The 25,010-nt window shown below is 64.8% G+C and carries 23 protein-coding genes; 11 read left to right on the forward strand and 12 right to left on the reverse strand.

Annotated elements, in window-relative coordinates; translation table 11 throughout:
- Positions 1 to 22: 22 nt before the first annotated feature.
- Entirely contained in the window at positions 23 to 970 is a 948-nt protein-coding gene (locus tag WFP36_RS07285; protein WP_336979239.1) for a YihY/virulence factor BrkB family protein, read from the reverse strand.
- Complete coding sequence (locus tag WFP36_RS07290) at positions 970 to 1,926, reverse strand: J domain-containing protein (protein ID WP_336979241.1); 957 nt, start codon at positions 1,924 to 1,926, stop codon at positions 970 to 972. The genes WFP36_RS07285 and WFP36_RS07290 overlap by 1 nt, the downstream gene beginning before the upstream one ends.
- Before the next feature lie 192 nt (positions 1,927 to 2,118).
- On the opposite strand from WFP36_RS07290, the gene pdxH reads away from it, so the two are divergent.
- Positions 2,119 to 2,733 carry a pyridoxamine 5'-phosphate oxidase gene (pdxH, locus tag WFP36_RS07295; RefSeq protein WP_336979243.1) on the forward strand — a complete coding sequence of 205 codons (615 nt, stop codon included), beginning with the start codon at positions 2,119 to 2,121 and terminating at the stop codon, positions 2,731 to 2,733.
- Positions 2,730 to 3,674 carry a cation diffusion facilitator family transporter gene (locus WFP36_RS07300; protein ID WP_336979244.1) on the forward strand — a complete coding sequence of 315 codons (945 nt, stop codon included), beginning with the start codon at positions 2,730 to 2,732 and terminating at the stop codon, positions 3,672 to 3,674. Before pdxH ends, WFP36_RS07300 begins: the two co-directional genes overlap by 4 nt.
- A gap of 10 nt (positions 3,675 to 3,684) precedes the next feature.
- On the opposite strand, the gene WFP36_RS07305 is transcribed toward WFP36_RS07300, so the two are convergent.
- Positions 3,685 to 4,830: a serine hydrolase domain-containing protein gene (locus WFP36_RS07305; protein ID WP_336979245.1), complete on the reverse strand. Its 1,146-nt coding sequence runs from the start codon at positions 4,828 to 4,830 to the stop codon at positions 3,685 to 3,687.
- A 32-nt stretch (positions 4,831 to 4,862) separates the two neighbouring features.
- On the opposite strand from WFP36_RS07305, the gene WFP36_RS07310 reads away from it, so the two are divergent.
- Entirely contained in the window at positions 4,863 to 5,222 is a 360-nt protein-coding gene (locus WFP36_RS07310; protein ID WP_336979247.1) for a hypothetical protein, read from the forward strand.
- A 21-nt stretch (positions 5,223 to 5,243) separates the two neighbouring features.
- Here the strand turns inward: WFP36_RS07310 and mnmA are convergent, their stop codons facing one another.
- Positions 5,244 to 6,395 (reverse strand): tRNA 2-thiouridine(34) synthase MnmA, encoded by a 1,152-nt coding sequence (gene mnmA / locus WFP36_RS07315; RefSeq protein ID WP_336979249.1) that lies wholly within the window; start codon positions 6,393 to 6,395, stop codon positions 5,244 to 5,246.
- Positions 6,396 to 6,522: 127 nt separating this feature from the next.
- Here mnmA and WFP36_RS07320 point away from each other — a divergent pair, with 127 nt between their 5' ends.
- The 6 genes from WFP36_RS07320 (at position 6,523) to WFP36_RS07345 (ending at position 13,783) form a co-directional block, all read left to right on the forward strand.
- Positions 6,523 to 6,840: a hypothetical protein gene (locus WFP36_RS07320; RefSeq protein WP_336979251.1), complete on the forward strand. Its 318-nt coding sequence runs from the start codon at positions 6,523 to 6,525 to the stop codon at positions 6,838 to 6,840.
- On the forward strand, positions 6,840 to 7,139 hold the full coding sequence (gene sciP, locus WFP36_RS07325) for a CtrA inhibitor SciP (protein ID WP_336979252.1): 300 nt from the start codon (positions 6,840 to 6,842) through the stop codon (positions 7,137 to 7,139). Before WFP36_RS07320 ends, sciP begins: the two co-directional genes overlap by 1 nt.
- Positions 7,140 to 7,317: 178 nt before the next feature.
- Positions 7,318 to 7,584: a GlsB/YeaQ/YmgE family stress response membrane protein gene (locus WFP36_RS07330; RefSeq protein WP_336979253.1), complete on the forward strand. Its 267-nt coding sequence runs from the start codon at positions 7,318 to 7,320 to the stop codon at positions 7,582 to 7,584.
- Positions 7,585 to 7,875: 291 nt separating this feature from the next.
- On the forward strand, positions 7,876 to 9,048 hold the full coding sequence (locus WFP36_RS07335; protein WP_336979255.1) for an efflux RND transporter periplasmic adaptor subunit: 1,173 nt from the start codon (positions 7,876 to 7,878) through the stop codon (positions 9,046 to 9,048).
- Positions 9,049 to 9,060: 12 nt separating this feature from the next.
- Positions 9,061 to 12,465 carry an efflux RND transporter permease subunit gene (locus tag WFP36_RS07340; protein ID WP_336979256.1) on the forward strand — a complete coding sequence of 1,135 codons (3,405 nt, stop codon included), beginning with the start codon at positions 9,061 to 9,063 and terminating at the stop codon, positions 12,463 to 12,465.
- A gap of 112 nt (positions 12,466 to 12,577) precedes the next feature.
- A complete protein-coding gene (locus tag WFP36_RS07345) occupies positions 12,578 to 13,783 on the forward strand; it encodes a DUF445 domain-containing protein (protein WP_336980026.1) in 1,206 nt (401 codons plus the stop codon).
- A gap of 49 nt (positions 13,784 to 13,832) precedes the next feature.
- Here the strand turns inward: WFP36_RS07345 and WFP36_RS07350 are convergent, their stop codons facing one another.
- The 4 genes from WFP36_RS07350 to sucC form a co-directional block, all read right to left on the reverse strand.
- Complete coding sequence (locus tag WFP36_RS07350; RefSeq protein WP_336979257.1) at positions 13,833 to 14,774, reverse strand: hypothetical protein; 942 nt, start codon at positions 14,772 to 14,774, stop codon at positions 13,833 to 13,835.
- A gap of 85 nt (positions 14,775 to 14,859) precedes the next feature.
- On the reverse strand, positions 14,860 to 15,789 hold the full coding sequence (locus tag WFP36_RS07355; RefSeq protein ID WP_336979258.1) for an electron transfer flavoprotein subunit alpha/FixB family protein: 930 nt from the start codon (positions 15,787 to 15,789) through the stop codon (positions 14,860 to 14,862).
- Positions 15,789 to 16,535, reverse strand: a complete 747-nt coding sequence (locus WFP36_RS07360) for an electron transfer flavoprotein subunit beta/FixA family protein (protein ID WP_336979259.1) — start codon at positions 16,533 to 16,535, stop codon at positions 15,789 to 15,791. The genes WFP36_RS07355 and WFP36_RS07360 overlap by 1 nt, the downstream gene beginning before the upstream one ends.
- 191 nt (positions 16,536 to 16,726) lie before the next feature.
- The gene (gene sucC, locus WFP36_RS07365; protein WP_336979260.1) at positions 16,727 to 17,926 is read right to left on the reverse strand and encodes an ADP-forming succinate--CoA ligase subunit beta; all 1,200 of its coding nucleotides are present in this window, start codon (positions 17,924 to 17,926) and stop codon (positions 16,727 to 16,729) included.
- 102 nt (positions 17,927 to 18,028) lie between these two features.
- Between sucC and WFP36_RS07370 the strand changes: the two genes are divergently transcribed.
- Positions 18,029 to 18,832, forward strand: a complete 804-nt coding sequence (locus tag WFP36_RS07370) for a 3'(2'),5'-bisphosphate nucleotidase CysQ (RefSeq protein WP_336979262.1) — start codon at positions 18,029 to 18,031, stop codon at positions 18,830 to 18,832.
- Positions 18,833 to 18,896: 64 nt separating this feature from the next.
- On the opposite strand, the gene WFP36_RS07375 is transcribed toward WFP36_RS07370, so the two are convergent.
- Complete coding sequence (locus WFP36_RS07375) at positions 18,897 to 19,589, reverse strand: YiaD family glycine zipper/OmpA-like lipoprotein (protein ID WP_336979263.1); 693 nt, start codon at positions 19,587 to 19,589, stop codon at positions 18,897 to 18,899.
- A 169-nt stretch (positions 19,590 to 19,758) separates the two neighbouring features.
- Here WFP36_RS07375 and WFP36_RS07380 point away from each other — a divergent pair, with 169 nt between their 5' ends.
- On the forward strand, positions 19,759 to 21,078 hold the full coding sequence (locus WFP36_RS07380) for a hemolysin family protein (protein ID WP_336979265.1): 1,320 nt from the start codon (positions 19,759 to 19,761) through the stop codon (positions 21,076 to 21,078).
- Between the two features lie 56 nt (positions 21,079 to 21,134).
- Here the strand turns inward: WFP36_RS07380 and WFP36_RS07385 are convergent, their stop codons facing one another.
- From WFP36_RS07385 to ileS, 3 genes are read right to left on the reverse strand one after another with little or no spacing between them, the layout of a single operon-like run.
- Positions 21,135 to 21,554 (reverse strand): DUF3035 domain-containing protein, encoded by a 420-nt coding sequence (locus tag WFP36_RS07385; RefSeq protein WP_336979267.1) that lies wholly within the window; start codon positions 21,552 to 21,554, stop codon positions 21,135 to 21,137.
- Complete coding sequence (lspA, locus tag WFP36_RS07390; protein WP_336979269.1) at positions 21,554 to 22,084, reverse strand: signal peptidase II; 531 nt, start codon at positions 22,082 to 22,084, stop codon at positions 21,554 to 21,556. Before lspA ends, WFP36_RS07385 begins: the two co-directional genes overlap by 1 nt.
- On the reverse strand, positions 22,084 to 24,978 hold the full coding sequence (gene ileS, locus WFP36_RS07395) for an isoleucine--tRNA ligase (RefSeq protein ID WP_336979271.1): 2,895 nt from the start codon (positions 24,976 to 24,978) through the stop codon (positions 22,084 to 22,086). Before ileS ends, lspA begins: the two co-directional genes overlap by 1 nt.
- Between the last annotated feature and the right edge of the window lie 32 nt (positions 24,979 to 25,010).

Genomic DNA, 25,010 nt, shown 5'->3' on the forward strand with positions numbered 1-25,010 from the left:
GGGGGCCGGCCACCGTAAATCCTTATGTGCCTTCCTCTTCCGGCGTACGCGCGAGCGCAGCGTTGAGTTCGGCACCTGCGACCACTCCTAAGCCGACCAGCCAGAAAAAGAAAAGCGCGATCATGATCCCCGCGAGCCCGCCATAGGTGAGCGAGTAGGAAAAAAGCGACCGGAGGAGCGGCGGGAAGGCCAGGGTGACGCCCACCCACCATATTGTGACCAGCAGCGCGCCCGGCCATTTGGGATAACGCTTCCCGCGATAGGCCGCCGGGGTGAGCGTGATGAACAGCATGAAGATCGAGAAATAGATCGCCAGCCCGGTAGCCGCGCGCGAATAGACGAGCCCGTCCAGCGCGCTGGCCAGTTGCGGCGCCCATGCGTCGATCGCTTCCTCCACCGTGCCGATCGCGACCTGTGCGACCAGTGCCACCAGCAGCAGGACCACCGCGCCGATGATGAGGCCGGTGGAAATCAGGCGGTGGTGCCAGAAGCCCTTGGTGTGCTGCGTGCCGTAGGAGCGGCGCAGAATATCGCGGATCGTCTCGATCAGGCTGCCGACGGTCCACAGGGCGAACAGCCCGCCCGCCCAGAGCAGCCACCCGCTGCGCGAGGCGATGGCGTCGCTCGCCGCCGGGCCGATCACATTGGCGACACTGGGCGGCAGGGCGGATTGCAGCGCGCGCAATGCGGCAAGCTGGTCGTCCGTTTCGCCCACGGCAGTGAACACGGCCGCGCCGAGGATGAAGAAGGGGAAAATCGCCAGAACGGTCAGGTAAGCGAGATTCCCGGCATGGATGAAACCGTCGTTCCAGGTGCCCAAAGCCACGCGGCGGGCGATGATGTAGAGGCGCGAATGGCCCCTTTCGCCTTGCAACAGCGGCTTGTGCGCCGCGCGGCGCGCCTCGGGCGTGAGGTCGGGAACCGGCTGGCCGGGTTCTTCCGGCCGCTTCCGCTTCCCGCCATCCGCCATCAGGATTTCAGCCTGGCCCGCACGTCGCGCGTATCGCGCCAGCCTTCCAGCCGGCGGACGAGGTCTTCGTCATGCTCGGGCAGGTCGACTTCGAGCGTGACCAGCTGGTCGCCCCGGCCGCCGCCCTTCAGCTGGAAGCCCTTGCCCTTGAGGCGCAATACCTTGCCCGATCCGCTGCCCGGCGCGACGGTAAGCATCACGGCCCCGTCCACCGTGGGCACCTTCACCTTGGCGCCGTTCACGGCCTCGTCCAGCGTGATCGGCAGGTCGATGCGCACATCGTTGCCCTCGCGGCGGAAGAAGGGATGCGGTTCGATGCCGATCGTCACCAGCGCGTCGCCGGGGCCGCCCGGCCCCTGCTCGCCCCGGCCCTTGAGCCGCATTTGCGTGCCTTCTTCCACTCCTGCGGGCAGCTTGAGGTCAATCGTCTTGCCGTCGGACAGGGTGATGCGCTGATCCTTGCCGGTGGCGGCATCCACGAAGGGAACCTTCAGGCGATATTGCACATTGGCGCCGGGCTGGGGCGGGCGCCGCGCGCCGCCAAAGCCGGCTTGGCCCCCGCGTGCGCCAAAGGGCGATCCCCCCGCGCGGCCGCCGAACAGCCCTTCGAAAATATCGCCCAGATCCATGCCCTCGTCGCCGAAGCCCTGGAAATCCTGCGCTGAATAGCCGCGCCCGCTGCCGGGGCGGAAGCCGCCGCCACCCATGCCGCCCATCCCGAAGGGCATGGCGGGGTTGCCGTCGGCATCGATCTCGCCGCGGTCGAACTGGGCCCGCTTGTCCTTGTCGGACAGCAGATCATAGGCGCGGGTCACTTCGGAAAAGCGCTCCGCCGCGTTGGGATTGTCCTTGTTCCGGTCGGGGTGGAGCTCTTTGGCCAGCTTGCGATAGGCGGACTTGATCTCCTTCTCGCTCGCGCTGCGTGCCACGCCCAGTGTCGTATAAGGGTCTGCCATGGTGTGTTAGCTAGGTAATGCAACAGGAACGCGCAAGCGCTGCTCTTTCCTACAACGCATTACGGGCTTAGGGCAGGGGGCATGGAACAGTCTCCACCCCGATCCCGCTCCGCCCGTGCCTGCCGCGCGCCGGGGTGCCGGATTTTCAACTTGGGACTGTGTCAACATTGTCAACTTCGACAGGAATAGAGCGTGACAGCTGAACAGGACGCGATCCCCGAAACCGATCCCTTCACTCTGTTCGACGCCTGGTATGCCGAGGCACGGGCGAGCGAGCCGAACGATTCGAACGCCATGGCGCTGGCCACCGCCACGCCCGATGCGGTGCCTTCGGTGCGCATGGTGCTGCTGAAGGGTTGGGGTGCCGATCTGGGCGGCTTCGTGTTCTACACCAATGCGCAGAGCCGCAAGGGCGGGGAAATCCTCGCCAATCCGGTGGCCGCCCTGTTGTTCCACTGGAAGAGCCTGCGCCGCCAGATCCGTATCGAAGGCCCGCTGACCGAAGTGAGCGGCCAGATGGCGGACGATTATTTCCATTCGCGCCCGCGTGTCTCGCAGATCGGCTCGGCCGCGTCCGACCAGTCGCGCCCGCTCGACCGGCGCGAAACCTATCTGGACCGGGTGGAGGAAATCTCCGCCCTCTATCCCGAAGGCACGGAAATCCCGCGCCCGCCGCACTGGACCGGTTTCCTCCTGAAGCCGCGCGCGGTGGAATTCTGGATCGACCGGCCCAATCGCCTCCACGAACGCCGCCGCTTCGTCCGCACCGAGGATGGCGGCTGGACCAGCAGCCTGCTCTATCCGTGACCGGTTACAGCCAGGAACATTCGAAGCTCACGCGCAGCGCGGCCACTGCCTCTATTGCGGTGGCGTTGCTGCTGGTGGTGATCAAGGTCTGGGCCACGGCCCTGACCGGCTCCACCGCCATGCTCGGCAGCCTTGCCGATACCATGCTGGACCTCATCGCCAGCATCGCCACGCTGGCCGGGGTGTGGATCGCGGCCATGCCGGCAGACGAGGATCATCGCTTCGGTCATGGCAAGGCGGAAGCACTGGCGGCCATGCTGCAGGTGGTGCTGATCGCGCTTTCGGCGGCAGGGATATTGTTCCGCGCGGTGGAGCAATATCTGGCCGGTGCCCGCACCGAAGCGGCAGAAGAGGGGATCGCCGTCTCGCTCATCGCGATGGCCGCCACCTTTGCCCTGCTGGCATGGCAGCGGCACGTGATCCGCAAGACCGGCAGCATCGCGATTTCCACTGACCATCTGCACTACAAGTCGGACCTGGTACTCAATCTGGCAGTGATCGCGGCACTGGTGCTCGATCATTTCGCTCGGATCAAAGGCGCTGACGCTCTGTTCGGCATCGGTATTGCTCTGTGGCTTGCCTGGGGCGCGTGGCGTGCCTCAACCGAGGCGATCGACCAGATCATGGACCGCGAATGGCCGGAGGCACGGCGGCGGGAATTCCTGGAGGTTGTCGCCCGCCACCCGGCCTTGCGCGGCGTGCACGATCTGCGCACCCGCACCAGCGGAGCGCATGATTTCGCGCAGTTCCACGCCTCGGTCGATCCCCATATGAGTGTGGCCGAGGCCCACCGCGTGATGGACGAGATCGAGGAAGAGCTGGAACGCGCCTTTCCCGGTGTCGAAGTGCTTATCCACCCGGACCCGGAAGGGCTGGTGAACGAGGATGGCACGGCGGCGCAGGAATTGCTGCCCGATCTGGGCGAGCGCAAGGACGGCTGACCGGATCGGCCTATTTGCGGACCGGGAACAGCGCGACCACATCGCCCAGAGCGGCAACCAGCGGATCGCGAATCGCATCGTCGGTCTTGCCCAGGCGCACCACGGTGAGGCCTTGCCGGGGCGAGACCATCACATATTGGCCGAGATGGCCGACCATCGAATAAAGGTCCGACGGGCCGCGCGCGGCGAACAGCACATTGCGGTCCGTGCCCGAGGGGCGGTTGAGCCAGACCTGCGCGCCATAATCGGGCGAGCGCGGGCTGGGCGTGGTCATGAAGGTGATCCAGCCCTTGGGCACCAGCTGTGCGCCCTTCACGGCGCCCTGATGGCGCAGGAATTCCCCGAAACGCGCCCAGTCGCGCGCTGTGCCGTGGATCAGGCTGCCGCCGATCAGCGTGCCCGCCCGGTCATATTCCGGCACCATGGAATACATGCCGAGCGGCACGAAGATCCGCGCCTTGAGGTATTCGTCCACTGCCTTGCGCCGCATTTCGGGATCGGTGCTGTCGGTCAGTACCCGCGCGGCGATGTCGGCCAGGATGACGGTGGTGTTGGTGGAATATTCGAAGCTCGATCCGGGCTTTGCTTCCAGCGGCTGGGCTTCGGCCCAGGCGGCCATGTCGTCGCGCCCCTGCAGGAACAGCATCTTCACCGTGTCCGCCTCATAGGCCGGGTCGGTGCTTTCCGTATGGCGCAGGCCGCTGCGCATCTGCAGCAGCTGGCGCAGGGTGATCGCCCCGCGCGGATCGCCGGTGCGGCGCCAGTTGGGGATGGGCGGCGTCTCGTCCAGCCGCAGCTTGCCGTCAGCCACCAGCATGCCGATCATCACGCCCGTCACTGTCTTGGCCATGGACCAGCTGATGAAGCGGGTTTCCTCGCCATAACCTTCGCCATAGCGTTCAGCCACGATCTGCCCGCCCTGCATCACGATCACGGCGCGGGTCTCGCCCATGCCCTGCCCGGTGAAGAGGTGATCGATTCGCCGGGCCAGTTCCTCACGCGGGGCGCCGGGATTGGCCACCACGGCATCCAGCGCGGCCTCGCTCAGCGGAGCGGGAGCCGCCGCCTCGCCCGATCCCCCGCCGCATGCGGCCAGTGCCAGCAGCGGGGCTGGCAGCAGGGCGAGCGAGGCGATAGAGAGGATGCGGCGCTGCATGGCGCGTGCATCTCTCGGTCAGTTGGGGATCAATGGCAACCGCAAAACCAGCCAGCAGAAACCAGGCCTCCCGCCGGAGGTTCGGCTGGCCGCGCATCGTGCTCGGCCTCGGGCTGATCGCGGCGATTACCGCGTGGTTCTATCGCGATACGGTGATGGCGCAGGCGACTGCCGGGACGGCTTACGGCGCGCGCGTGGCCTGTTCCTGCCGCTTCATCGGCGGGCGCGATCTGGCGGATTGCGAAAAGGATTTCGAGCCCGGCATGGGCCTCGTCTCGCTGAGCGAGGATGAGGCGGCCAAGAGCGTTACGGCCAGTGTGCCCCTGCTCGCCAGCCAGACGGCAAGTTTCCGCGAAGGTTACGGCTGCGTGCTGGAGAAGTGGGACGATTGACCGGCTCTGAGGCCGCCCTGATCAGGCCGGCTCGGTTCCGTCGATCCAGCCGCCGCCGACCACGCGGTCCCCCGCATAGATCACCGCAGCCTGTCCGGGCGCCACGCCATATTCGGGCTGGGCAAAGCGCAACAGCGTGGGGGCGCCTTCGCCCAGCGGGCCTTCCAGCGTCACCGGTACGGGCTTGGCGAGCGAGCGGACCTTGGCGGTGAGCGGAGCGTCGGGAATCGGACCGATGCGATTGGTCTCCACGATCCGCGCGGCACCGGTTGCCAGCAGGCGCTTGGGCCCCACCAGCACGCGGGCGTTTTCTGCGTCCAGCGCCACGACATAGAGCGGTTCGGGCTGGCCGCCGATCTCGAGGCCCCGGCGCTGTCCCACGGTGAAGTGGATCACGCCGGCATGATGGCCCAGTTCCTTGCCCGTTTCCGCGTGGACGATCGCGCCCGGCCGCACGCCTTCGGGACGCAGCGAGCGGACGATCTTCGCGTAATCGCCATCGGGCACGAAGCAGATGTCCTGGCTATCGGGCTTGTCGGCCACCAGCAGCCCGGCCTGCGCGGCGATGGCGCGCACGTCCTGCTTGGGCAGGCCGCCCAACGGATAGCGCAGGAAGGCCAGTTGCTCCTCGGTGGTGCCATAGAGGAAATAGGACTGGTCCCGCGCAGGATCGAGCGCGCGGTGCAGTTCCGGCCCGGCAGGGCCTTCCACGCGGCGCACATAATGGCCGGTGGCGAGGCAATCGGCGCCCAGTTCCTTTGCCATGCGTAGCAGGTCAGTGAATTTGGGCCCCATATTGCAACGAATGCAGGGCACCGGCGTGCGGCCGGCGAGGTAATCCTCGGCAAAGCGCTCCACCACTTCCTCGCGGAAGGCGCTTTCATGGTCGAACACGTAATGGGCGATGCCCAGCCGGTCGGCCACATTGCGCGCATCGCGAATATCGTCGCCCGCGCAGCACGCGCCCTTGCGGCCGGTCGCGGCGCCGTAATCGTAAAGCTGCAGCGTGATGCCGATCACTTCAGCCCCGCTCGCGGCTGCCAGCGCGGCAACCACCGAAGAATCCACGCCGCCCGACATGGCCACGACAATCCGGCTCTCCCGCGCGGGGCGCGGCAGGTCGAACAGGCTGGCCGGATCGAAACCGAGCGTCAGGGCGGGGGCTGCGGGCATGGCGCGGCCCATACACGCGTGCGGCCTTCAGGCAAAGCGTGGCGTTTAAGCGACCGGTTAATCAACCCTAACGCGCGGTAAATCCCGGCTTTACCCGATCTTGACGGGCTGGTGCCAAAAGGGGCTCATGTACGAAGCTACCATCATGCAACCCGGCGACGAATCCGCTGCACCCGAAGGGGCTGCAGGGGGCGCGGAACTGCGCGAACTCAGCTGGGGCGATATCGCTGCCCGGCTTGCGGCGGCGCGGGATTTCCGCCGTCTGGCGGTTGCGCATCACCCGTTCGCCTGCGGAAGCTTCAATCTGGCGTCCGCGCGCCACCTTGCAACGCTGGGCGATGGCAAACCGACTGTTAACCCTATTGTTTTAGCCAATGGCAAATGCGCCCGTGGCATCGACTTCGCCGCTACGAGCGAAGAGACGCACGGCGATCGAGGAAGGTAATGATCGAGAACCAGAAAATCCGTCCTGCGCAGGTGATCGGCCCGCTCGGCGAGCCGCTGTCGCTTTCCGACCTGCCGCCGCCCGACACCAAGCGTTGGGTTGTGCGCCGCAAGGCGGAAGTCGTGGCTGCCGTGAATGGCGGCCTGCTGACGATTGACGAAGTGCTTGAGCGTTACGGGCTGACGCTGGAGGAATTCGCATCCTGGCAGCGCGCGGTCGACCGGTCGGGCATGCAGGGCCTGCGCGTCACGCGTATCCAGCATTATCGCGATCTTTATGAGCGGCAGCTCAAATACTGATTCTTGCAGCGCGTGAATGATTGGGAAAGGGCCGGTTTTCCGGCCCTTTTTCGTTCGTCTGCCCCTCACGCAAGGCGGCCCGAGCCTGTGGCCTGCCCAACCTGTCGGCTTTGCTGTAGCCTCGCTTGGACGAGCCTCCGGAAAAACGGAGGCCGGACAACAATGCAGGAGAAGTTCAATGGGCTTGATCATTGCACTCATCGTCGGTGGTATCGCGGGCTGGCTGGCCAGCCTTCTCATGAAGCGCGATGCCTCGATGGGAATCGTCTGGAACATCGTGGTCGGCTGTGTCGGATCGGTTGTGGGCAATGCCGTTGCCGGGCCACTGCTGGGCGTCCAGGGCACGGTGAAGTCCTTTTCGCTCACCGGCCTGCTTATTGCCGTACTCGGTGCCGTGATCCTGCTGGCGATCGTCAATCTCGTGCAGCGCGGCAGCGTACGGTAAGTTCTCATCAGCTAACCGCCTGAATCCCTTACCCTAACCTCACCGCCCCAAGGGGCAGGAACGCAATAGCGCGCGGCCGGTTTTGATCCTGGCCGCGCCACATGCCCTTCGTCGGGCATCGATGGCGGTCGGCAGAGGGCCGATTGTCACCGCTCCTGTGCGGGTCTATGGGCAAAAGGGAAATGCTGCCCGGTTTGTGCCGGGTGGCTTGGGGAACAACATACCTTGCCGGTTCGCGGGATAATACGCGGCGGATTTGGGGGCAGGGATCTCGGGCACTTGGCGGAAAAGATGAATTACGAAACCACTGTCGATGCCAGCAGCCGGGCCGCCCTGTCGGGGCAGGATGCCGAAGAGGCTGCGCGTCGCCGGAAGCTGATTATCATCGCGGTTGTCGTGGCCTTGGTCCTTGCGATCGGCGCCGTTGTGCTGACCCGCGGTGGCGGCAGTGAATCGACCGGGCAGCAGGCTACGCAGACCCCCGCCGTGACCGTCATCGCGCCCGGGCAGGCGACTGTGCAGGGCGCGATCCAGGCCACCGGCACGCTGGCCGCGCGCCGCGAAATGCCGATCGGCGTGGTCGGTGAAGGCGGGCGTGTCGTCTCCGTGCCGGTCGAGGCGGGCCAGTGGGTCCGCGCGGGCCAGATTCTCGCCGTGATCGACCGCTCGGTCCAGACGCAGCAGACCGCCAGCAGTGCCGCCAACATCGAAGTGGCCAGGGCCGATGCGCGCCTCGCGCAGGCCAATCTGGACCGTGCCCTGCAGCTTGTGGATCGCGGGTTCATTTCCAAGGCCGATATCGATCGCCTCACTGCCACGCGCGATGCCGCCGTGGCGCGGGTGCGAGTGGCCGAAGCCCAGTATGGCGAGCGTAATGCCCGCAATGCCCAGCTCAACATCGTCGCGCCCGCTTCGGGCCTGTTGCTGACCCGCAATGTCGAACCCGGCCAGGTGGTCAGCACCGGCTCCGGCACCTTGTTCAGCATCGCCAAGGACGGGCAGTTCGAACTGCTGGCGCTGGTCGGCGAATCCGAACTGGCGAAGATCGCGGTCGGCGTGAGCGCACAGGTTACCCCCGTGGGCACTGACAAGAGCTTTACGGGCCAGGTGTGGCAGGTCGCGCCGGTGATCGATCAGCAGAACCGTCAGGGTACTGCCCGCATCGCGCTGAGCTACGCGCCCGAACTGCGCCCCGGCGGATTCGCCTCGGCCACGATCAGCAGCGGCACGGTGGTTGCACCGATGCTGCCTGAAAGCGCTATCCTGAGCGATGCGGAAGGCAGCTATGTCTATATCGTGGGCAAGGGCAACAAGGTGGAGCGGCGCGGGGTCAAGACCGGCCTTGTCACCGAAAACGGCATTGCCGTCACCGAAGGGTTGACCGGTTCCGAAAAGGTCGTCCTGCGTGCTGGTGGCTTCCTTGCTCCGGGCGATGAGGTCCGGCCGCGCGTCGTGACGAAATAAGGCGACGGCATCGTGAACCTTCGCAACCTATCCGCCTGGTCGATCAGGAACCCCATCGTTCCGATCGTCCTGTTCATCGGCCTGCTGCTGGCGGGTGTGGTGGCGTTCAACCGGATGGACGTGAACGGCAGCCCGGATATCGACTTCCCGGGCGTCAACGTCTTCATCTCGCAGCCGGGCGCCGCGCCGACCGAAATCGAGACCCAGATCACCCAGAAGGTGGAAGCTGCGGTCCGTTCGATCAATGGCGTGGACGAAATCCAGTCGACCGCTTCGGAAGGCAGCAGTTCCACTTTCGTGCAGTTCGTCATCGGCACCGATGCCAATGATGCGGTAAACGAAGTGAAGAACGCGGTGGATCAGATCCGCAGCGATCTTCCCGACGGCATCCTGGAACCGCGCGTTTCCAAGATCGAAGTCGGCGGCAACGGTCCGATCGGCTATTACGCGGTCAGCGCCGATGACATGACGATGGAACAGCTCAGCTGGTTCGTCGACGATACCGTCTCGCGCAAGCTGATGTCGATCGAAGGCATGGCGGCAGTCAGCCGCGCGGGCGGCGTGGACCGCGAAATCCGCGTGGTGCTCGATCCGGCGCGGATGCAATCGCTGGGAGTCACTGCCAGCCAGATCAATCAGGTGCTGCGTCAGGTGAATACCGATGCGGCGGGCGGCCGGGCGGAAATCGCCGGTGCGCGCCAATCCGTGCGTGTGCTCGGCAATGCCGACGATGCCTATCAGCTGGGCGAAACGCGGATCAATTCGAACGGCCGCGTGATCCGCCTGCGCGATGTCGCCACCGTGTATGACGGTTATTCGGAACAGACCTCGATCGCCAAGATCAAGGGCAAGCAGGTCGTCACCTTCAGCCTCGAACGCGCCAAGGGCGCATCCGACGTGACCGTCTATGACGAGGCGCAGAAGGTCATCCAGGATCTGCAGAAGGAAAACCGCGGAATCCACATCACGGAGCTCTATACCTCCGTCGAATATACCAAGGACCAGTACTCGACCTCGATGGAAGCCATGATCGAGGGCGCGGTGCTGGCCATCGTGGTGGTGTTCCTGTTCCTGCGTGACTGGCGCGCGACCATCATCAGCGCCATCGCCATTCCGCTTTCGGCGATTCCCACCTTCTGGTTCATGGACCTGCTGGGCTTCACCCTGAACGAACTTTCGTTGCTCGCGCTCAGCCTGGTGGCGGGCGTGCTGGTGGACGACGCGATCGTGGAGATCGAGAATATCGTGCGCCATATGCGCATGGGCAAAAGCGCCTATCAGGCGGCCATCGACGCGGCAGACGAAATCGGTCTGGCCGTGATGGCCACCACATTCTCGATCGTGGCAGTGTTCCTGCCCGTGGGCCTGATGCCGGGGATTTCGGGCCAGTTCTTCAAGAATTTCGGCCTCACCGTGGTCGCGGCCGTGCTGATGAGCCTTGCCGTGGCGCGTATGATTACGCCGATGATCGCGGCCTATTTCCTGAAGGCCAAGGGCCATCAGGAACATGGCGGCGGCTGGCTGATGGACCTTTACATGAAGGTGCTCGCCTGGTCGCTCGATACGCGCGTGGCGCAGGCCATGCGGGCGCGGTTGACGGAGGTTCCTTCCAACTTTGCCACGGGCCTGGTGGAGACGGTGTTCGTCCTTGCCGTGGCCAGTGCCCTGGTGGGTGGCGGCTATGGCGGCGCCAAGCTTGTCGGCCTGCTGGGCCTGCCGAATTATGCGAATATTCCGGCAATCCTGATTGGCGCCCTGGTGGCCGCGTGGCTCGCTGCGGTGATCCTCAATATCCTCATCACCCAGGTTCTGGGCGGGATGGTGGCCGAATATCACGAGTTCTTCCGCGGCCGTGTGCGTGCGCGCCTGCGGGATCATCGCCTGTGGTGCTTCGGTATCGGTGTGGGGGCGCTGGGGTGCACTCTGGCGATGTTCTACCTGCTGCCGAACCAGTTCCAGCCGCTGACGGACTCCGATTCGAGCCGCGCCAATATCGAAATGGTCCCCGGCACGACTATCGAGCAGACCGAGGAAGTGGCGGACCACGTTGCCGCCATCCTCAGCGAGCAGCAGGAAGTGCGCCTGGTGATGGAACGCGTCAGCGAAGGCAGCGCGACCCTGTTCATCATGCTCAAGGCCGATCGCGAGAATACGAGCATCGATTTCGAGCGGCGGCTGAACAAGGAATTCCAGAATATTCCCGATGCGCGCGTGACCTTCTCGTCGCAAGGCGGCGGGGGCGGCACCGGACGCGAGATTTCCGTGATGCTCGCCGGTTCGAACCCCGAAATGCTACAACAGACCGCGCAGACGCTGGTCGAACAGATGAAGGGCATCAAGGGCGTGGTCGCTCCGCGTATCGCGGCGGACCTTCAGCGGCCCGAACTGGTGATCGTGCCCCGGCTCGATCTGGCTGCCCAGCTTGGCGTGACCACTTCGGCGCTCAGCCAGACCATCCGCATCGCCACCATGGGCGAGATCGACCAGAACGCGGCGAAGTTCTCGCTTTCGGACCGTCAGGTGCCGATCCGCGTGATCCTGCCCAAGGATTCGCGCCGCGACATCTCGACGATCGAAAACCTGCCGGTGACGACTGCCAGCGGCGGCTCGGTGCCGCTCAAGCGCGTGGCGGAAATCCGTTTCGGCGCCGGACCCACCCAGATTCAGCGCTACAACCAGTCGCGCCGCATCTTCGTCGGGGCCGACCTTGGAGAAGGCGTGCTCAAGGGCCCGGTCATGGAGCAGATCAACAAGCTGCCGATCATGAAGAACCTGCCCGCCGGCGTCTCCAACAACGCCGTGGGTGACGAAAAGTGGCAGGCGGAGTTGATCTACAACTTCGTCATCGCCGTGGTCAGCGGCGTCCTGCTGGTCTTCGGCGTGCTGGTGCTGCTCTATCGCCGTTTCGTCTCCCCGCTGGTCAACATGACCTCGCTGCTGCTCGCTCCCCTGGGCGGGCTGCTTGCACTGGCCCTTCTGGGGCAGCCGATTTCCATCTCGGTCTATATCGGCTTGCTGATGCTGTTGGGCATCGTGGCCAAGAACTCGATCCTGCTGATCGATTTCGCGATCGAGGAAATGGAGCGCGGCGAACCCAAGCAGGAAGCGATTCTCGAAGCCGGGCACAAGCGCGCCCAGCCGATCGTGATGACCACCATGGCGATGACGGCGGGCATGATCCCCACTGCGCTTTCGCTTTCGGGTGACGCGGCCTGGCGTGCGCCGATGGGCACTACGGTGATCGGCGGCCTGATCCTGTCGACGCTGCTCACCCTGTTGATCGTGCCGGCGGGCTTCAGCCTGGCGGACGGTTTCGAAAAGCGCGTCGGCCCGTGGCTGCGTCGCAATCTGCTGACCTATAATCCCGGCGATGAGCGTCGCCGTGGCCACGGGACGGAGGCCTTGCCCGCGGAGTGACGGAGCGGGCGCCATGAGCGGGCCGGACAGCCGGCCCGCCTCCCGGCCGGGCGGTCGCCCGCGTCTCAAGCCTGCCCTGCGCGTGTTCGCCCCGGTGGACCGCGCGCGCTCCATGCGCCTGATCGCCACGGCCTTGCTGGTCGCGATGGCGGGCCTTTATCTGACGGCACGCCATTACACCGGAGTGCACCCCGCATGGGGCTATGCGCTCGCCTTTGCCGAAGCGGCGATGGTGGGCGGCCTGGCCGACTGGTTCGCGGTTACGGCCCTGTTCCGGCGGCCGCTGGGCCTGCCGATTCCTCACACGGCTATCATTCCGGAAAACAAGGACCGTATCGCCGATACGATGGCGGCCTTCCTTCAGGCCAATTTCCTGACGCCTGCCGTGGTCGCACGGCGAATGCAGGGAATGAACCTTGCGCTGGCGGCGGGCAATTTCCTCGCCGAACCGGCTGGCGGCGGCCCCTCGCGTATCAGGGCCGGCGCGGCGGAGCTATTTGCCGAAGTGCTCGAATCGCTCGATCCGGAACGGCTGGGCGGGCAGGTCAAGGCCGGGCTCAAGGGCCAGCTCGAGCGGCTTGAGATCGCGCCCCTGCTGGGTCAGATGATGCAGGCCGCGATTGCCGACAAGCGCCATCTGCCGGTGCTGGAAAGCCTGCTGCGCTGGGCAGGCATGACGCTGGAGGCAAATGAGGAACTGGTGCGCGGCATGATCCACGATCGCGCCAATGCCCTGCTGCGCCTGACCGGGCTCGACGAGAAGCTCGCCAATTCGGTGCTGGACGGGCTCTACAAACTTCTCGCCGAATGCATCGTCGATCCGGATCATCCGCTACGCCGCAAGGTGGAAGAAGGGCTGGAGCAACTCGCCAGAGATCTGTCGCAGGACCCGGAGATGCGCGCCAGGGTAGAGCGGATCAAGCGGGACCTGCTCGATAATCCGGCCCTGGGCCTGTGGTGGGAAAGCGTGTGGGAACGTATCCGCCAGACCCTCATCGCCACGGCGCGCAACCCCGATGCGGCGCTGTCGGGACAGCTGGGCGGGGCGCTCTCCGAACTGGGCACGGCCCTGCGCGACGATGTGGTGCTGCAGGTGCAAGTGAACCGCTTTGCCCGCCGCATCGTGGTGGGTATCGCCACGCGCTATGGCTCGCAGATCGTGCGGCTGGTTTCAGAAACCGTGCGCCGCTGGGATGCGCGCACGGTGACTGACAGGATTGAGAGTGCCGTGGGGCGGGATCTTCAGTTCATCCGCATCAACGGCACGATGGTGGGCGGGCTCGTCGGGGTAACGATCCACTTTATCGACAGCCTGTAAGAGGCAGCGCTTTGCCCCCTGCCGCCCCCTACAGGCTGCCTGGCGGGGCTCACGTCCCGCCGAAAGGGGGCATCAGGAACATAGGCGCCACGGTCCAGTAGCTGGCCATGGGCTGCCCGGCTGCATCGAGCGCCGGGAAGAACGTGCCCTTGCTCATGATGGCTTTGCAGACTGCGTCATTGGTTTTCTGCTCCAGCGAGGGCCAGTGCACGGAGCAGCCGGTGGGCTTGCCTTCGGCGCTCACCATGATGCGGAACTGGTTGCTCGCGCCGCCAAGCTTGCCGAAGTCGCCGAAGCCGATAGTGCCGCTGGGCAGCCATTTATTGGCCTCGCTCGCCGGCTGGACCGGGCGGGTCATGGTCTTGTGCTTTTCCGGATCGAGGCCCCACACCGTCAGAAGATCGTCGGCACATTGCTGCAACACGCCGATCGGTGCCTTCAGGGCACCGGTTTCGATGTGGACTGGTTCCATCACACCGCTGGTGATGTCGATGGCGTTCACGCCCTTGGCGAAGTCCTGTTCGGCCGTGCGGTCATAGGGCGGGATTGCCATCGGCTTGCCCGGTTCGCGCGGCGGGGGTGGCTTGGCCCCCGGCGGGGGCGGTCCGAAATTCATGGGCGGGGCCATCATGATCTCGCCCAGATTGAGATATTGCTGCTTGTCTGCCGTCTCCGACCGCCAGAAGGGCCCCTTCCGCTCTCCGCCCGAAGGCGACAGCGTGTAGCCCATCTGGTCGGACCCACGGAACATCCTGATGCCGTTGCCGACCAGTATCAGGCGCATGGCCGTCGACGGCTGAATGCGCTCCAGCGCGACGGAGAGCGTATCCTTCCCGTCGCTGAAATTGCGGGCGAGACGACAGTAATCGTCACCGAAATCGGCCTGCCAGGCGCTGGACGGCTTGTAGATGTGCGGTGCGCTGTCATCAGCAGCATGTGCCGTGCCCGAAAGCACGGCAAGCATGCTCGCCGAAGCGAGAATCTTCCTCATGGCATTATCTCCCAATCCCTTTTTCCGGACTTTATCAACGGAACGGGGAGATAATCAACACGGGATTAGACCCGTGTGCCGGACCTCACAATTTGTCGGTGAGTTCCGGCACGGCCTGGAAGAGATCGGCGACGAGACCATAATCGGCGACCGAGAAGATCGGCGCGTCCTCGTCCTTGTTGATGGCGATGATGGTCTTGGAATCCTTCATCCCCGCCAGATGCTGGATCGCCCCGGAAATGCCCACGGCGATATAAAGCTCGGGCGCCACGATCTTGCCGGTCTGGCCGACCTGGTAATCGTTCGGTACATAGCCTGCGTCCACTGCCGCGCGGCTGGCGCCGATGGCAGCACCCAGCTTGTCGGCCAGCGGCGTGAGTACGGCTTGGAAGGTTTCCCCGTCCTTGAGCGCGCGTCCGCCGGAGACGATCACCTTGGCGCTGGTGAGTTCGGGACGGTCGGACTTGGCGACTTCCGCGCCGGCGAAGCTCGACAGGCCGGCATCGCCCGGGCCGGAGATGCTCTCGACCGCGGCCGAACCGCCCGTGGCGGCGGCGCGTTCGAATGCAGTGCCGCGCACCGTGACCACCAATTTGGCGTCGCTCGATTCCACTGTCGCGATGGCGTTGCCGGCATAGATCGGGCGCGTGAAGGTCTTCGGCCCTTCGACCGAGAGAATGTCCGAAACCTGCATCACGTCCAGCAGCGCGGCAACACGCGGGGCGATGTTCTTGCCCGTGGTGGTGGCAGGCGCGACGAAAGCATCGAACCCGTCCATCAGCCCGACGATCAGCGGTGCGACGTTTTCGGCCAGCGCATGCTCGTAAGCGGCATCGTCGGCCTTCAGCACCTTGGCTACGCCTGCGATCTGCGCGGCAGCATCGGCCACGGCGCCGCAATCCTTGCCCGCGACCAGCACGGCCACATCGCCCAGCTTGCCGGCGGCAGTGACGGCGGCGAGAGTTGCGTCCTTCAGCGACGCATTGTCATGTTCTGCCCAGACCAGAATGCTCATCAGGCGACTCCCAGTTCCTTGATCTTCGCCACCAGCTCGTCGACCGAGCCAACCTTGATGCCAGCCTTGCGCACCGGCGGTTCGCTGACCTTCAGCGTCTTGAGCCGCGGCGCGGTATCGACCCCGAAATCGGCCGGGCTCTTCGTCGCCAGCGGCTTGGACTTGGCCTTCATGATATTGGGCAGCGAGGCATAGCGCGGTTCGTTGAGGCGCAGATCGGTGGTGACGATGGCAGGGAGCGAGAGGCTCACCGTTTCAAGCCCACCATCCACTTCGCGGGTGACGTTCACTGTGTCGCCCGCGACTTCCACCTTGCTGGCGAAGGTTCCCTGCGGGCGGCCCATCAGCGCGGCAAGCATCTGGCCCGTCTGGTTGGAATCGTCGTCGATCGCCTGCTTGCCCATCACCACCAGGCCGGGCTGTTCCTCGTCCGCAATGGCCTTGAGAATCTTGGCGACGGCCAGCGGTTCGACCTCGTCATCGGTCTGCACCAGGATCGCGCGGTCCGCGCCCATGGCGAGCGCGGTGCGCAGCGTTTCCTGTGCCTTGGCCGGGCCGATGGAGACCACGACGATCTCGGTCGCGGCGCCCTTTTCCTTCAGCCGGATCGCCTCTTCCACGGCGATCTCGTCGAACGGATTCATGCTCATCTTGACGTTGGCCAGATCGACGCCGGTGCCATCCGCCTTCACGCGGGGCTTCACATTATAGTCGATCACCCGCTTCACGGGGACGAGGATCTTCATGGGGAGTGCATCCTTCCCTTAAGGTTCCCGAAATCGCGTTTAACCGGCTGGTTACACGCTGTTGGCTGCTGCCATCGCGCCCCCCAAGCCCAAGGTCAAGGGGGGCAGGAAGGGCAGGTTGAAACGCAGCGGGCCCGGACGCTTCCGCCCGGGCCCGCAACATCCGGCAATGGCGCAAGCGCGCCGTAGCGTCAGGCCGCCTGCTTCACTTCGGCAACGATCTTCTTGGCGGCATCGCCCAGATCGTTGGCCGAAACGATCGGCAGGCCCGAATTGTTCAGGATGTCCTTGCCCTGCTGCACATTGGTGCCTTCCAGGCGGACCACCAGCGGCACGGACAGGTCGACTTCCTTGGCCGCTGCAACGATGCCTTCCGCGATCGTATCGCAGCGCATGATGCCGCCGAAGATGTTGACCAGAATGCCCTTAACCGCCGGGTCGGACAGGATGATCTTGAAGGCGGCCGTCACCTTTTCCTTGTTGGCGCCGCCGCCCACGTCGAGGAAGTTGGCCGGGAAGGCGCCGTTGAGCTTGATGATGTCCATCGTCGCCATGGCAAGGCCCGCGCCGTTCACCATGCAGCCGATGTCGCCGTCGAGCTTGATATAGGCCAGATCGTATTTGGAGGCTTCGACCTCCATCGGATCTTCCTCGGTCTCGTCGCGCATCGCTTCCACGTCGGGGTGGCGATAGAGCGCATTGGAATCGAAGCTCATCTTGGTGTCGAGCACCAGCAGCTTGCCGTCTTCGGTTTCGACCAGCGGATTGATTTCCAGCATGGAGCAGTCGAGCGCCATGAAGGCATCGTAAAGCTGCTTGGCCAGCTTCTGGGCCTGCTTGTTGAGATCGCCGGTCAGCTTGAGGGCAAAGGCAACCGCACGGCCATGGTGAGGCATGAAGCCCTGCGCCGGATCGATAGTGATAGTGGTGATCTTCTCGGGCGTGTCATGCGCCACGGTTTCGATATCCATGCCGCCTTCGGTGGACACGATCATCGCCACGCGGCCGGTCTTGCGGTCGACCAGCATGGAAAGATAATATTCCGAAGCGATGTCCACGCCATCGGTGATGTAGAGGCGGTTCACCTGCTTGCCGGCCTCGCCGGTCTGCACCGTCACCAGCGTGTTGCCGAGCATTTCCCTGGCGTTGGCTTCGACTTCCTCGATGCTCTTGGCCAGGCGCACGCCGCCCTTTGCGTCGGCCGCCAGTTCCTTGAACTTGCCCTTGCCGCGGCCGCCCGCATGAATCTGCGCCTTCACGACATAGAGCGGCCCGGGCAGCTGTTTCGCACCTGCAACCGCTTCTTCGACGGTGAGTGCGGGATAGCCGGCCGGAATGCCGATACCGAATTTCGCGAGCAGTTCCTTGGCCTGATATTCGTGAATGTTCATGAGGGACTCGGCTCTTTCAAGGATGTGAAGGGAGTCCTTTCGCATAAGCACAATCGCCATGGCTTGAAAAGTGCCGCGCACCGCTTCAACTGGCATTAGGAAATGATCGACCGGCAACGCCTCGAACAGATCGTCCGCGAAGCCGGGCAGATCGCCATGCGCCAATGGCCGGGTGCGGGCCACACAGTGAAGAGCTGGGAGAAGACCCCCGGCGCTCCCGTCACCGATGCGGATATGGAAGTGGACGATTTCCTGCGCCGCGAATTGCTGGGCCTGCTGCCCTCTGCGGGCTGGCTGTCGGAAGAGACCGCCGACCATCCCGAGCGGCTGGGCCGGGGCCTGTGCTGGCTGGTCGACCCGATTGACGGCACGCGCGATTTCATGCGCGGGCGCAGCGGCTGGTCGGTCTCGGTTGCGCTGGTGAGCGCGGGCCGCCCCCTGATCGGCATGCTGGTCGCGCCCGCGCGCGGACCGGAACCGGGCGGCGAGGAGTGGTACGGCATGGCAGGGCAGGGGGCCTGGCTCAACGGCAGGCGCCTCAGGGCCAGCACCCGGCGCGAATTTCCCGGTTCGCGCGTGCCCGCCGATTCCCTGCCCAAGGAAGATCGCGACCTGACCATGGTCGAAAAACCCAATTCCATCGCCTTGCGCATCGCCATGGTGGCGGATGACCGGGCGGACCTGCTGGCAACCCTGCGTTGGGGCTATGAATGGGATATCGCCGCCGCAACCTTGATCGCGCGAGAGGCGGGTGCCGCCGTCAGCGACGCTTTCGGCGAGCCGCTGGCCTATAACAAGCGCGATCCGCGCGCTTTCGGCGTGCTTGTCTGCGCCCCTGCCATCCACCGTGCCGCGATAGATCGGCTGGCGGAGCGGGCGGCAGTGCTTTCCCGGCCGCAGGAATGAAGAGGCCGGCGCGCTGCCCCGTGGCAGCGGCCGGCCCTTTTCCTTTGCCGAAAGCGGGTAAGCGTCAGTTGCCCTGGCGGGCGGCGCTCACGTCTTCCTGGCTGATCGGAGTGATCTTCAGTTCCACGCGGCGGTTCTGCGCGCGGCCATATTCGGTGTTGTTATCGGCCACCGGATAGCGTTCGCCATAACCGATAGTCGCCACGCGGGCGCGCGATACGCCGCGCAGCACCAGATAATCGGCCACCGCATTGGCGCGGCGCTGCGAGAGCGCGAGATTATATTCGTCGCTGCCGGTGGAATCGGTGTGGCCCATCACGTCGATCAGGCTGTTGGGATAGGTCACCAGGCTGTTGGCGATCGTATCCAGCGTGCGCTGGAATTCCGGCTTCACCGTGCTGCTGTCCACATCGAAGGTCACGCCATTGGGCAGATTGACCAGAATGGCCTGGCCATCGGGCGTTTCGGAAACATCCACGCCGCTGCCCGCGGTCTGTTCCTTCAGTTCCTTGATCTGCTTGTCCATCGTGTAGCCGACCGCTGCGCCAGCCACGCCGCCGATCCCCGCACCGATGATACGGCCGGTCTTGCCGCCGATCAGGCCGCCCAGAAGGTAACCGCCCAGCGCGCCGCCCACGCCGCCGATCGCCGTGCGCGAGACTTTCTTCTCGCCCGTGTTCGGATCGGTCACGCAAGCGGTGGTGGAGAGCAGCGCAATTGCTGCGAAACTCGAGATGAAAAGGCGCGATTTCCTCATGGTGAAGGCTCCTTTCTGTTCTTGCGCGGGCGAAAGGGGGGAGAATGCCCGCGTCAATTCCTGCTGCCTTTCCGGTCTTTACTCTTACATGAACGGATTGGAACCCGCCCAGGCACAATGGGCGGGTTGAGCGATTTGCGGGGCGGCCAGAATCTGCTAGCGATGCGGTGTGACACCTTTCCCCTGGATCGACGTCCTGATCATCGCAGGACTGATTTTGCTCAATGGCCTGTTCGCCATGTCCGAACTGGCTATCGTTTCTGCGCGCCCGGCGCGCCTGCAAGTTGCAGCTGAAAAGGGCAGCAAGGCCGCCAAGGCCGCGCTGGCGCTGGAGGCCGATCCGGGCAAGTTCCTCTCCACCGTCCAGATCGGCATCACGCTGGTGGGCATCATTGCCGGTGCCTATTCAGGGTCGAGCCTCGGCGGCCCTGTGGGCGAAAGGCTGGGCTTGCTGGGCGTCCCGGACAAGGTGGCGGACGAAGTCGGCTTTGCGCTGGTGATTGTGCTCACGACCTATTTCAGCCTGGTGGTGGGCGAACTGGTGCCCAAGCAATTCGCCCTGCGTGCGGCAGAGCCGATTGCCCTGCTGATGGCGCGGCCGATGGAAATCCTGTCCAAGGTGGCGGCGCCCTTCGTGTGGCTGCTCGACAAGTCGTCCGCCACGCTGATGCGGCTGCTGCGTATCGGCCATCGCGGCGAACATGGGCTGACGGCGGAAGAGCTGCAGATGATCTTCGCCGAGGCGACCCGCTCGGGCGCCATCGAGGAAGACGAACGCGCGATTATGGCGGGAATCATGAAGCTCGCCAGCCGCCCGGTGCGCGAATTGATGACTCCGCGCACCGAACTCGACTGGATCGACCGGGCTTCGAGCGAGGCGGAGATCCGCGAGACGATTGCCGCCTCGCCTCATTCGCTGCTGCCGGTGGCCGAAGGCTCGCCTGACAAGATTCTCGGCGTGGTGAAAGTACGTGAAGTGCTGGCGCTGATGCTGACGAAGAAGCGCTTCGATCTCGACAGCCTGCTGCGCAAGCCCGAAGTGATTCCCGACCAGCTGGACGCGATGGACGCGCTGCGCATGCTTCAGCAATCGGGCACCGGCATGGCCATGGTGCATGACGAATATGGCCATCTCGAAGGCATCGTTACACCGGCGGATCTGCTGATGGCGCTGGTGGGAACTTTCGTCAGCCATCAGGATGAAGGCGACATGCCGCAGCTCATCGAGCGGGCGGACGGCTCGCTGCTGATCGCGGGCTTCATGCCGGCTGACCTCATGGCGGAACGGCTGGGCATCGAACTGCCGGAAGACCGGGAATATGCCACTGCCGCCGGTTTCGTCCTCGCCGTGCTCAAGAAGCTGCCGGCCGAAGGCGAAGTGTTCGAGGCGCAGGGCTGGCGTTTCGAGGTCGTCGACATGGACGGGCTCAGGATCGACAAGCTGCTGGTGAGCGAGCTGAAAGAGCCCGAGCCCGATACGGGGGATTGAGGCAAAACAAAAAAGGCCCGCCGAAGCGGGCCTTTTTCATAATCTGTCGGTGCCGATCAGCCCTGTTCGGGGATCACGGCCTGCGCTTCGCGTCCGTCGCCCTGGGGGGCGGAGACGATGGCGCGGGTGACCGTGCCCTTGTCCACCGTGTTGGTCTGCGTATCGCCCACGGCGGAGCGGATGCCGGCTTCGGCCGAGCCCGCCTTGTCGAGCGCGCTGGTTTCCACGCTGGAACGCGGCGCCGTGCCGCCGAACAGTGTGTCGAGCGCCTGCTGGCTGGCAGTGCCTTCGGCCGGGCGCGGGGCGCCGGGGGCGGGGGGCACGAGGTTGAAATCGGGCGGAACCACCAGCGGCGCCTGGCGCTGCACCGCGAATTCGTCGGGACGGGCGCGGTTGAAGATGCCGCCGCCGCTGCCGCAGGAAGCCAGCATGGCCGAACCGGCCAGCAGCAGGAGGATGGTGGTGGTCTTGCGCATCAATTCGTCTCCGGGGCCGTCTCGGCGCTCGTGTGAGCAGGCTTTTCGCGCAGGAAGATCGCGCGGGCAAGGATAATCACGACACCGATGCTGATCGCGGCATCGGCGATGTTGAAGATCATGAAGGGCCGCCATTCCCCGAAATGGAGGTCGGCATAGTCGATCACATAGCCATAGACGGTGCGGTCACGGATGTTGCCCAGTGCGCCGCCCAGCACGAAGGCCAGCGGCAGGATGTCCCACAGCTTGCGCTCGCGCAGCATCCACACCAGCACCACCAGCGCGATCAGGCCGGTCATCGCCACCAGGCCCCAGCGCATTTCGGCCGAAGTGGCCTGCAACATGCCCAGCGAGACGCCGAAATTCCGCGTCCAGGTGAAGTTGAAGAAGGGCAGGATCTCGATCTGGCCGCCAGGCTGGCTGCGCAGGGCGAGGGGCCCCAGCATCAGGCCCTTCACCCACAGGTCGAGCGCCAGCACGGTGGCTGCAAGGCCGAAGCCGTAAAGGCGGTTGCGGGTGACGGCGGTCATCAGGCGGCGTCCATTTCGGCAACCACGCTCTCGCAGCGGTCGCACAGGGCGCCGTCTTCCGCCACTTCGGGCAGATGGCGCCAGCAGCGGCCGCATTTGTGCTTGGAGGTGGCTGTCACGATCACATCATCGCCCTTAGCGTGCGTGACTGACGCGGTGATGAACAGCTCGGCCAATTGCGCTTCGTCGAAAGGCAGCGGGCCTTCCGGCAGGGTCACTTCGGCCTGCAGGCTGGAACCCAGCGTCTTGTCGCGGCGCAGCGGTTCGATTGCCTCGGTCACCTTCTGGCGCAACTCGCGCAGGCCCTTCCAGTCCGCCATGGCGGCATGGGCTTCCGGCAGTTCCGGCCAGACCAGCAGATGCACGCTGTCGCTGCCCGGATATCGGCTCTGCCACACTTCTTCCGAGGTGAAGACCAGCACCGGCGCCGCATAGCGGATCAGCGCGTGGAACAGAGTGTCCAGCACGCTGCGATAGGCGCGGCGGCGCGGGTCCCCCGAAACACCATCAAACACAGCATCGCAATAGAGGCTGTCCTTGCGGATATCGAAGAAGAAGGCCGAAAGGTCTTCATTGCAGAAATCGGTCAGCGCGCGGACATAGGCGTTGAAGTCGAAGGCGTCGGTCGCGCGGCGCAGTTCGGTATCGAGATCGCGCAGCAGGGCGAGCATGTAATGCTCCAACTGCGGCATTTCTTCCACCGGCAGGCGTTCTTCCTCGGTGAAGCCGTCCAGCGCGCCCAGCAGATAGCGGAAGGTGTTGCGCAGCTTGCGATACTGGTCGGCCACGCCCTTGAGGATCTCGTCCCCGATGCGGTGATCTTCGGTGTAATCGACCGAGAGCGCCCAAAGGCGGATGATGTCCGCGCCATATTGCTCCATCACCTTCAGCGGGCTGACGGTGTTGCCGAGCGACTTGGACATTTTCATGCCCTTGGCATCCATGGTGAAGCCGTGGGTCAGAACAGCCTTGTAGGGCGCATGGCCGCGCGTGGCGCAGCTTTCCAGCAGGGAGGACTGGAACCAGCCGCGATGCTGGTCGCTGCCTTCCAGATAAAGGTCCGCCGGCGGGCCTTCATAGCCTTCGGGGCGTAGCAATTCGGGCCAGCGGCCGCTTTCCAGCACGAAGGCATGAGTGCTGCCCGAATCGAACCACACGTCCAGAATGTCGGTGATCCGCTCGTAATCCTCGAGCTTGTAATCACTGCCGAGCAGTGTCTGTGCGTTTTCGTCATCCCAGGCATCCACGCCCTGTTCGCGCACGGCGGCGACGATGCGGGCATTGACGGCGGGATCGTTGAGATATTGGCCGGTCTTGCGATCGACGAACAGGGTGATCGGCACGCCCCAGGCGCGCTGGCGCGACAGCACCCAGTCCGGGCGGCCTTCCACCATGCTGCCGATGCGGTTGCGGCCCTTGTCGGGCACGAAGCGGGTTTCCGCGATGGCCTTCAGCGCCACTTCGCGCAGCGTACCGCTATCGGCGGCAACCGCCGCAGCCACGGCGCCGCCGATGCCGTCAAGCGGGGCGACCGGGAATTCCAGCGTGGCCAGCGGGCGGTCCATCGGCACGAACCATTGCGGCGTGCAGCGGAAGATCACCTTGGCCTTGCTGCGCCAGCTATGCGGATAGGAATGCTTGTAATCCGCCGATGCGGCCAGCAGCCCGCCTGCTTCGCGCAGGTCCGAACAGATCGGGCCATCGGGCGCGTTGAACTTGGGATTGATGACGCTCATCGAGCGTTCGTCGGTGCGCGGCAGCCACGCCCAGTCCTCGCGATAGCGGCCATCGGCCTCCACCACGAATTTCGGCTCGATCCCATGCGCCTTGCACAGGTCGAAATCGTCCTCGCCATGGTCGGGCGCCATATGGACGAGGCCGGTGCCGCTGTCGGTGGTGACGAAGTCGCCGGGCAGGAAGGGGCGCGGTTCGGCATAGAAGCCGCCGAGATGATGCATCGGATGGCGGGCAACGGTGCCGGCGAGTTGAGCACCTATCCACCAGCTATCACCTTCGGGTCGGGCAGGCGTGTCGAAACCTCGGCCAAGCCGCTTTTCTAGTTCTTCGACGAGACCCGCTGAAACGAGGAGACGCTTATCTCCATCCACAACCATCACGTATGGGACCTCCGGCCCATAGGCCAAAGCCTGGTTCACCGGGATCGTCCAAGGGGTCGTCGTCCAGATCACCGCATAGGCGCCGATCAGTTCCTTGATCGGGCTCTCGGTGATCTCGAAGGCCACGTCGATCTGGGTCGAGACGATGTCCTCATACTCGACCTCGGCCTCGGCCAGCGCGGTCTTCTCGACCGGCGACCACATCACCGGCTTGGCGCCGCGATAGAGCTGGCCGGCTTCCGCGAATTTAAGCAACTCGCCCACGATGGTGGCTTCGGCCTGGAAATCCATGGTCAGATAGGGATGGTCCCAATCGCCGTTCACGCCCAGGCGCTTGAGCTGTTCGCGCTGCACATTCACCCAGTTCTGGGCATAGGCGCGGCATTCGGCGCGGAATTCCTTTGCGGGAACCTCGTCCTTGTTCTTCTTCTTCTTGCGGTATTCTTCCTCGACCTTCCACTCGATGGGCAGGCCGTGGCAGTCCCAGCCGGGCACATAGGGCGCGTCCTTGCCCAGCAGGCTCTGGGTGCGGACCACCATGTCCTTCAGGATGTGGTTCAGCGCATGGCCGATATGCATGTCGCCATTCGCATAGGGTGGGCCATCGTGCAGGATGAATTTTTCCGCGCCCGCGCGGGCGGCGCGCAGCTTTTCATACAGCCCATCGGCCTGCCAGCGCGCAAGAATGCCCGGCTCCTTCTCGGGGAGGCCGGCCTTCATCGGGAAATCGGTCTTCGGAAGGAAAACCGTGGGACGATAATCGCGCTGTTCTGACATGGCTGCGCCGTTAGAGCAAAGAACCGGCCTGA

It is taken from the genome of Fulverythrobacter fulvus (assembly GCF_037154085.1).
Taxonomy (GTDB): Bacteria; Pseudomonadota; Alphaproteobacteria; order Sphingomonadales; family Sphingomonadaceae; genus Andeanibacterium; species Andeanibacterium fulvum.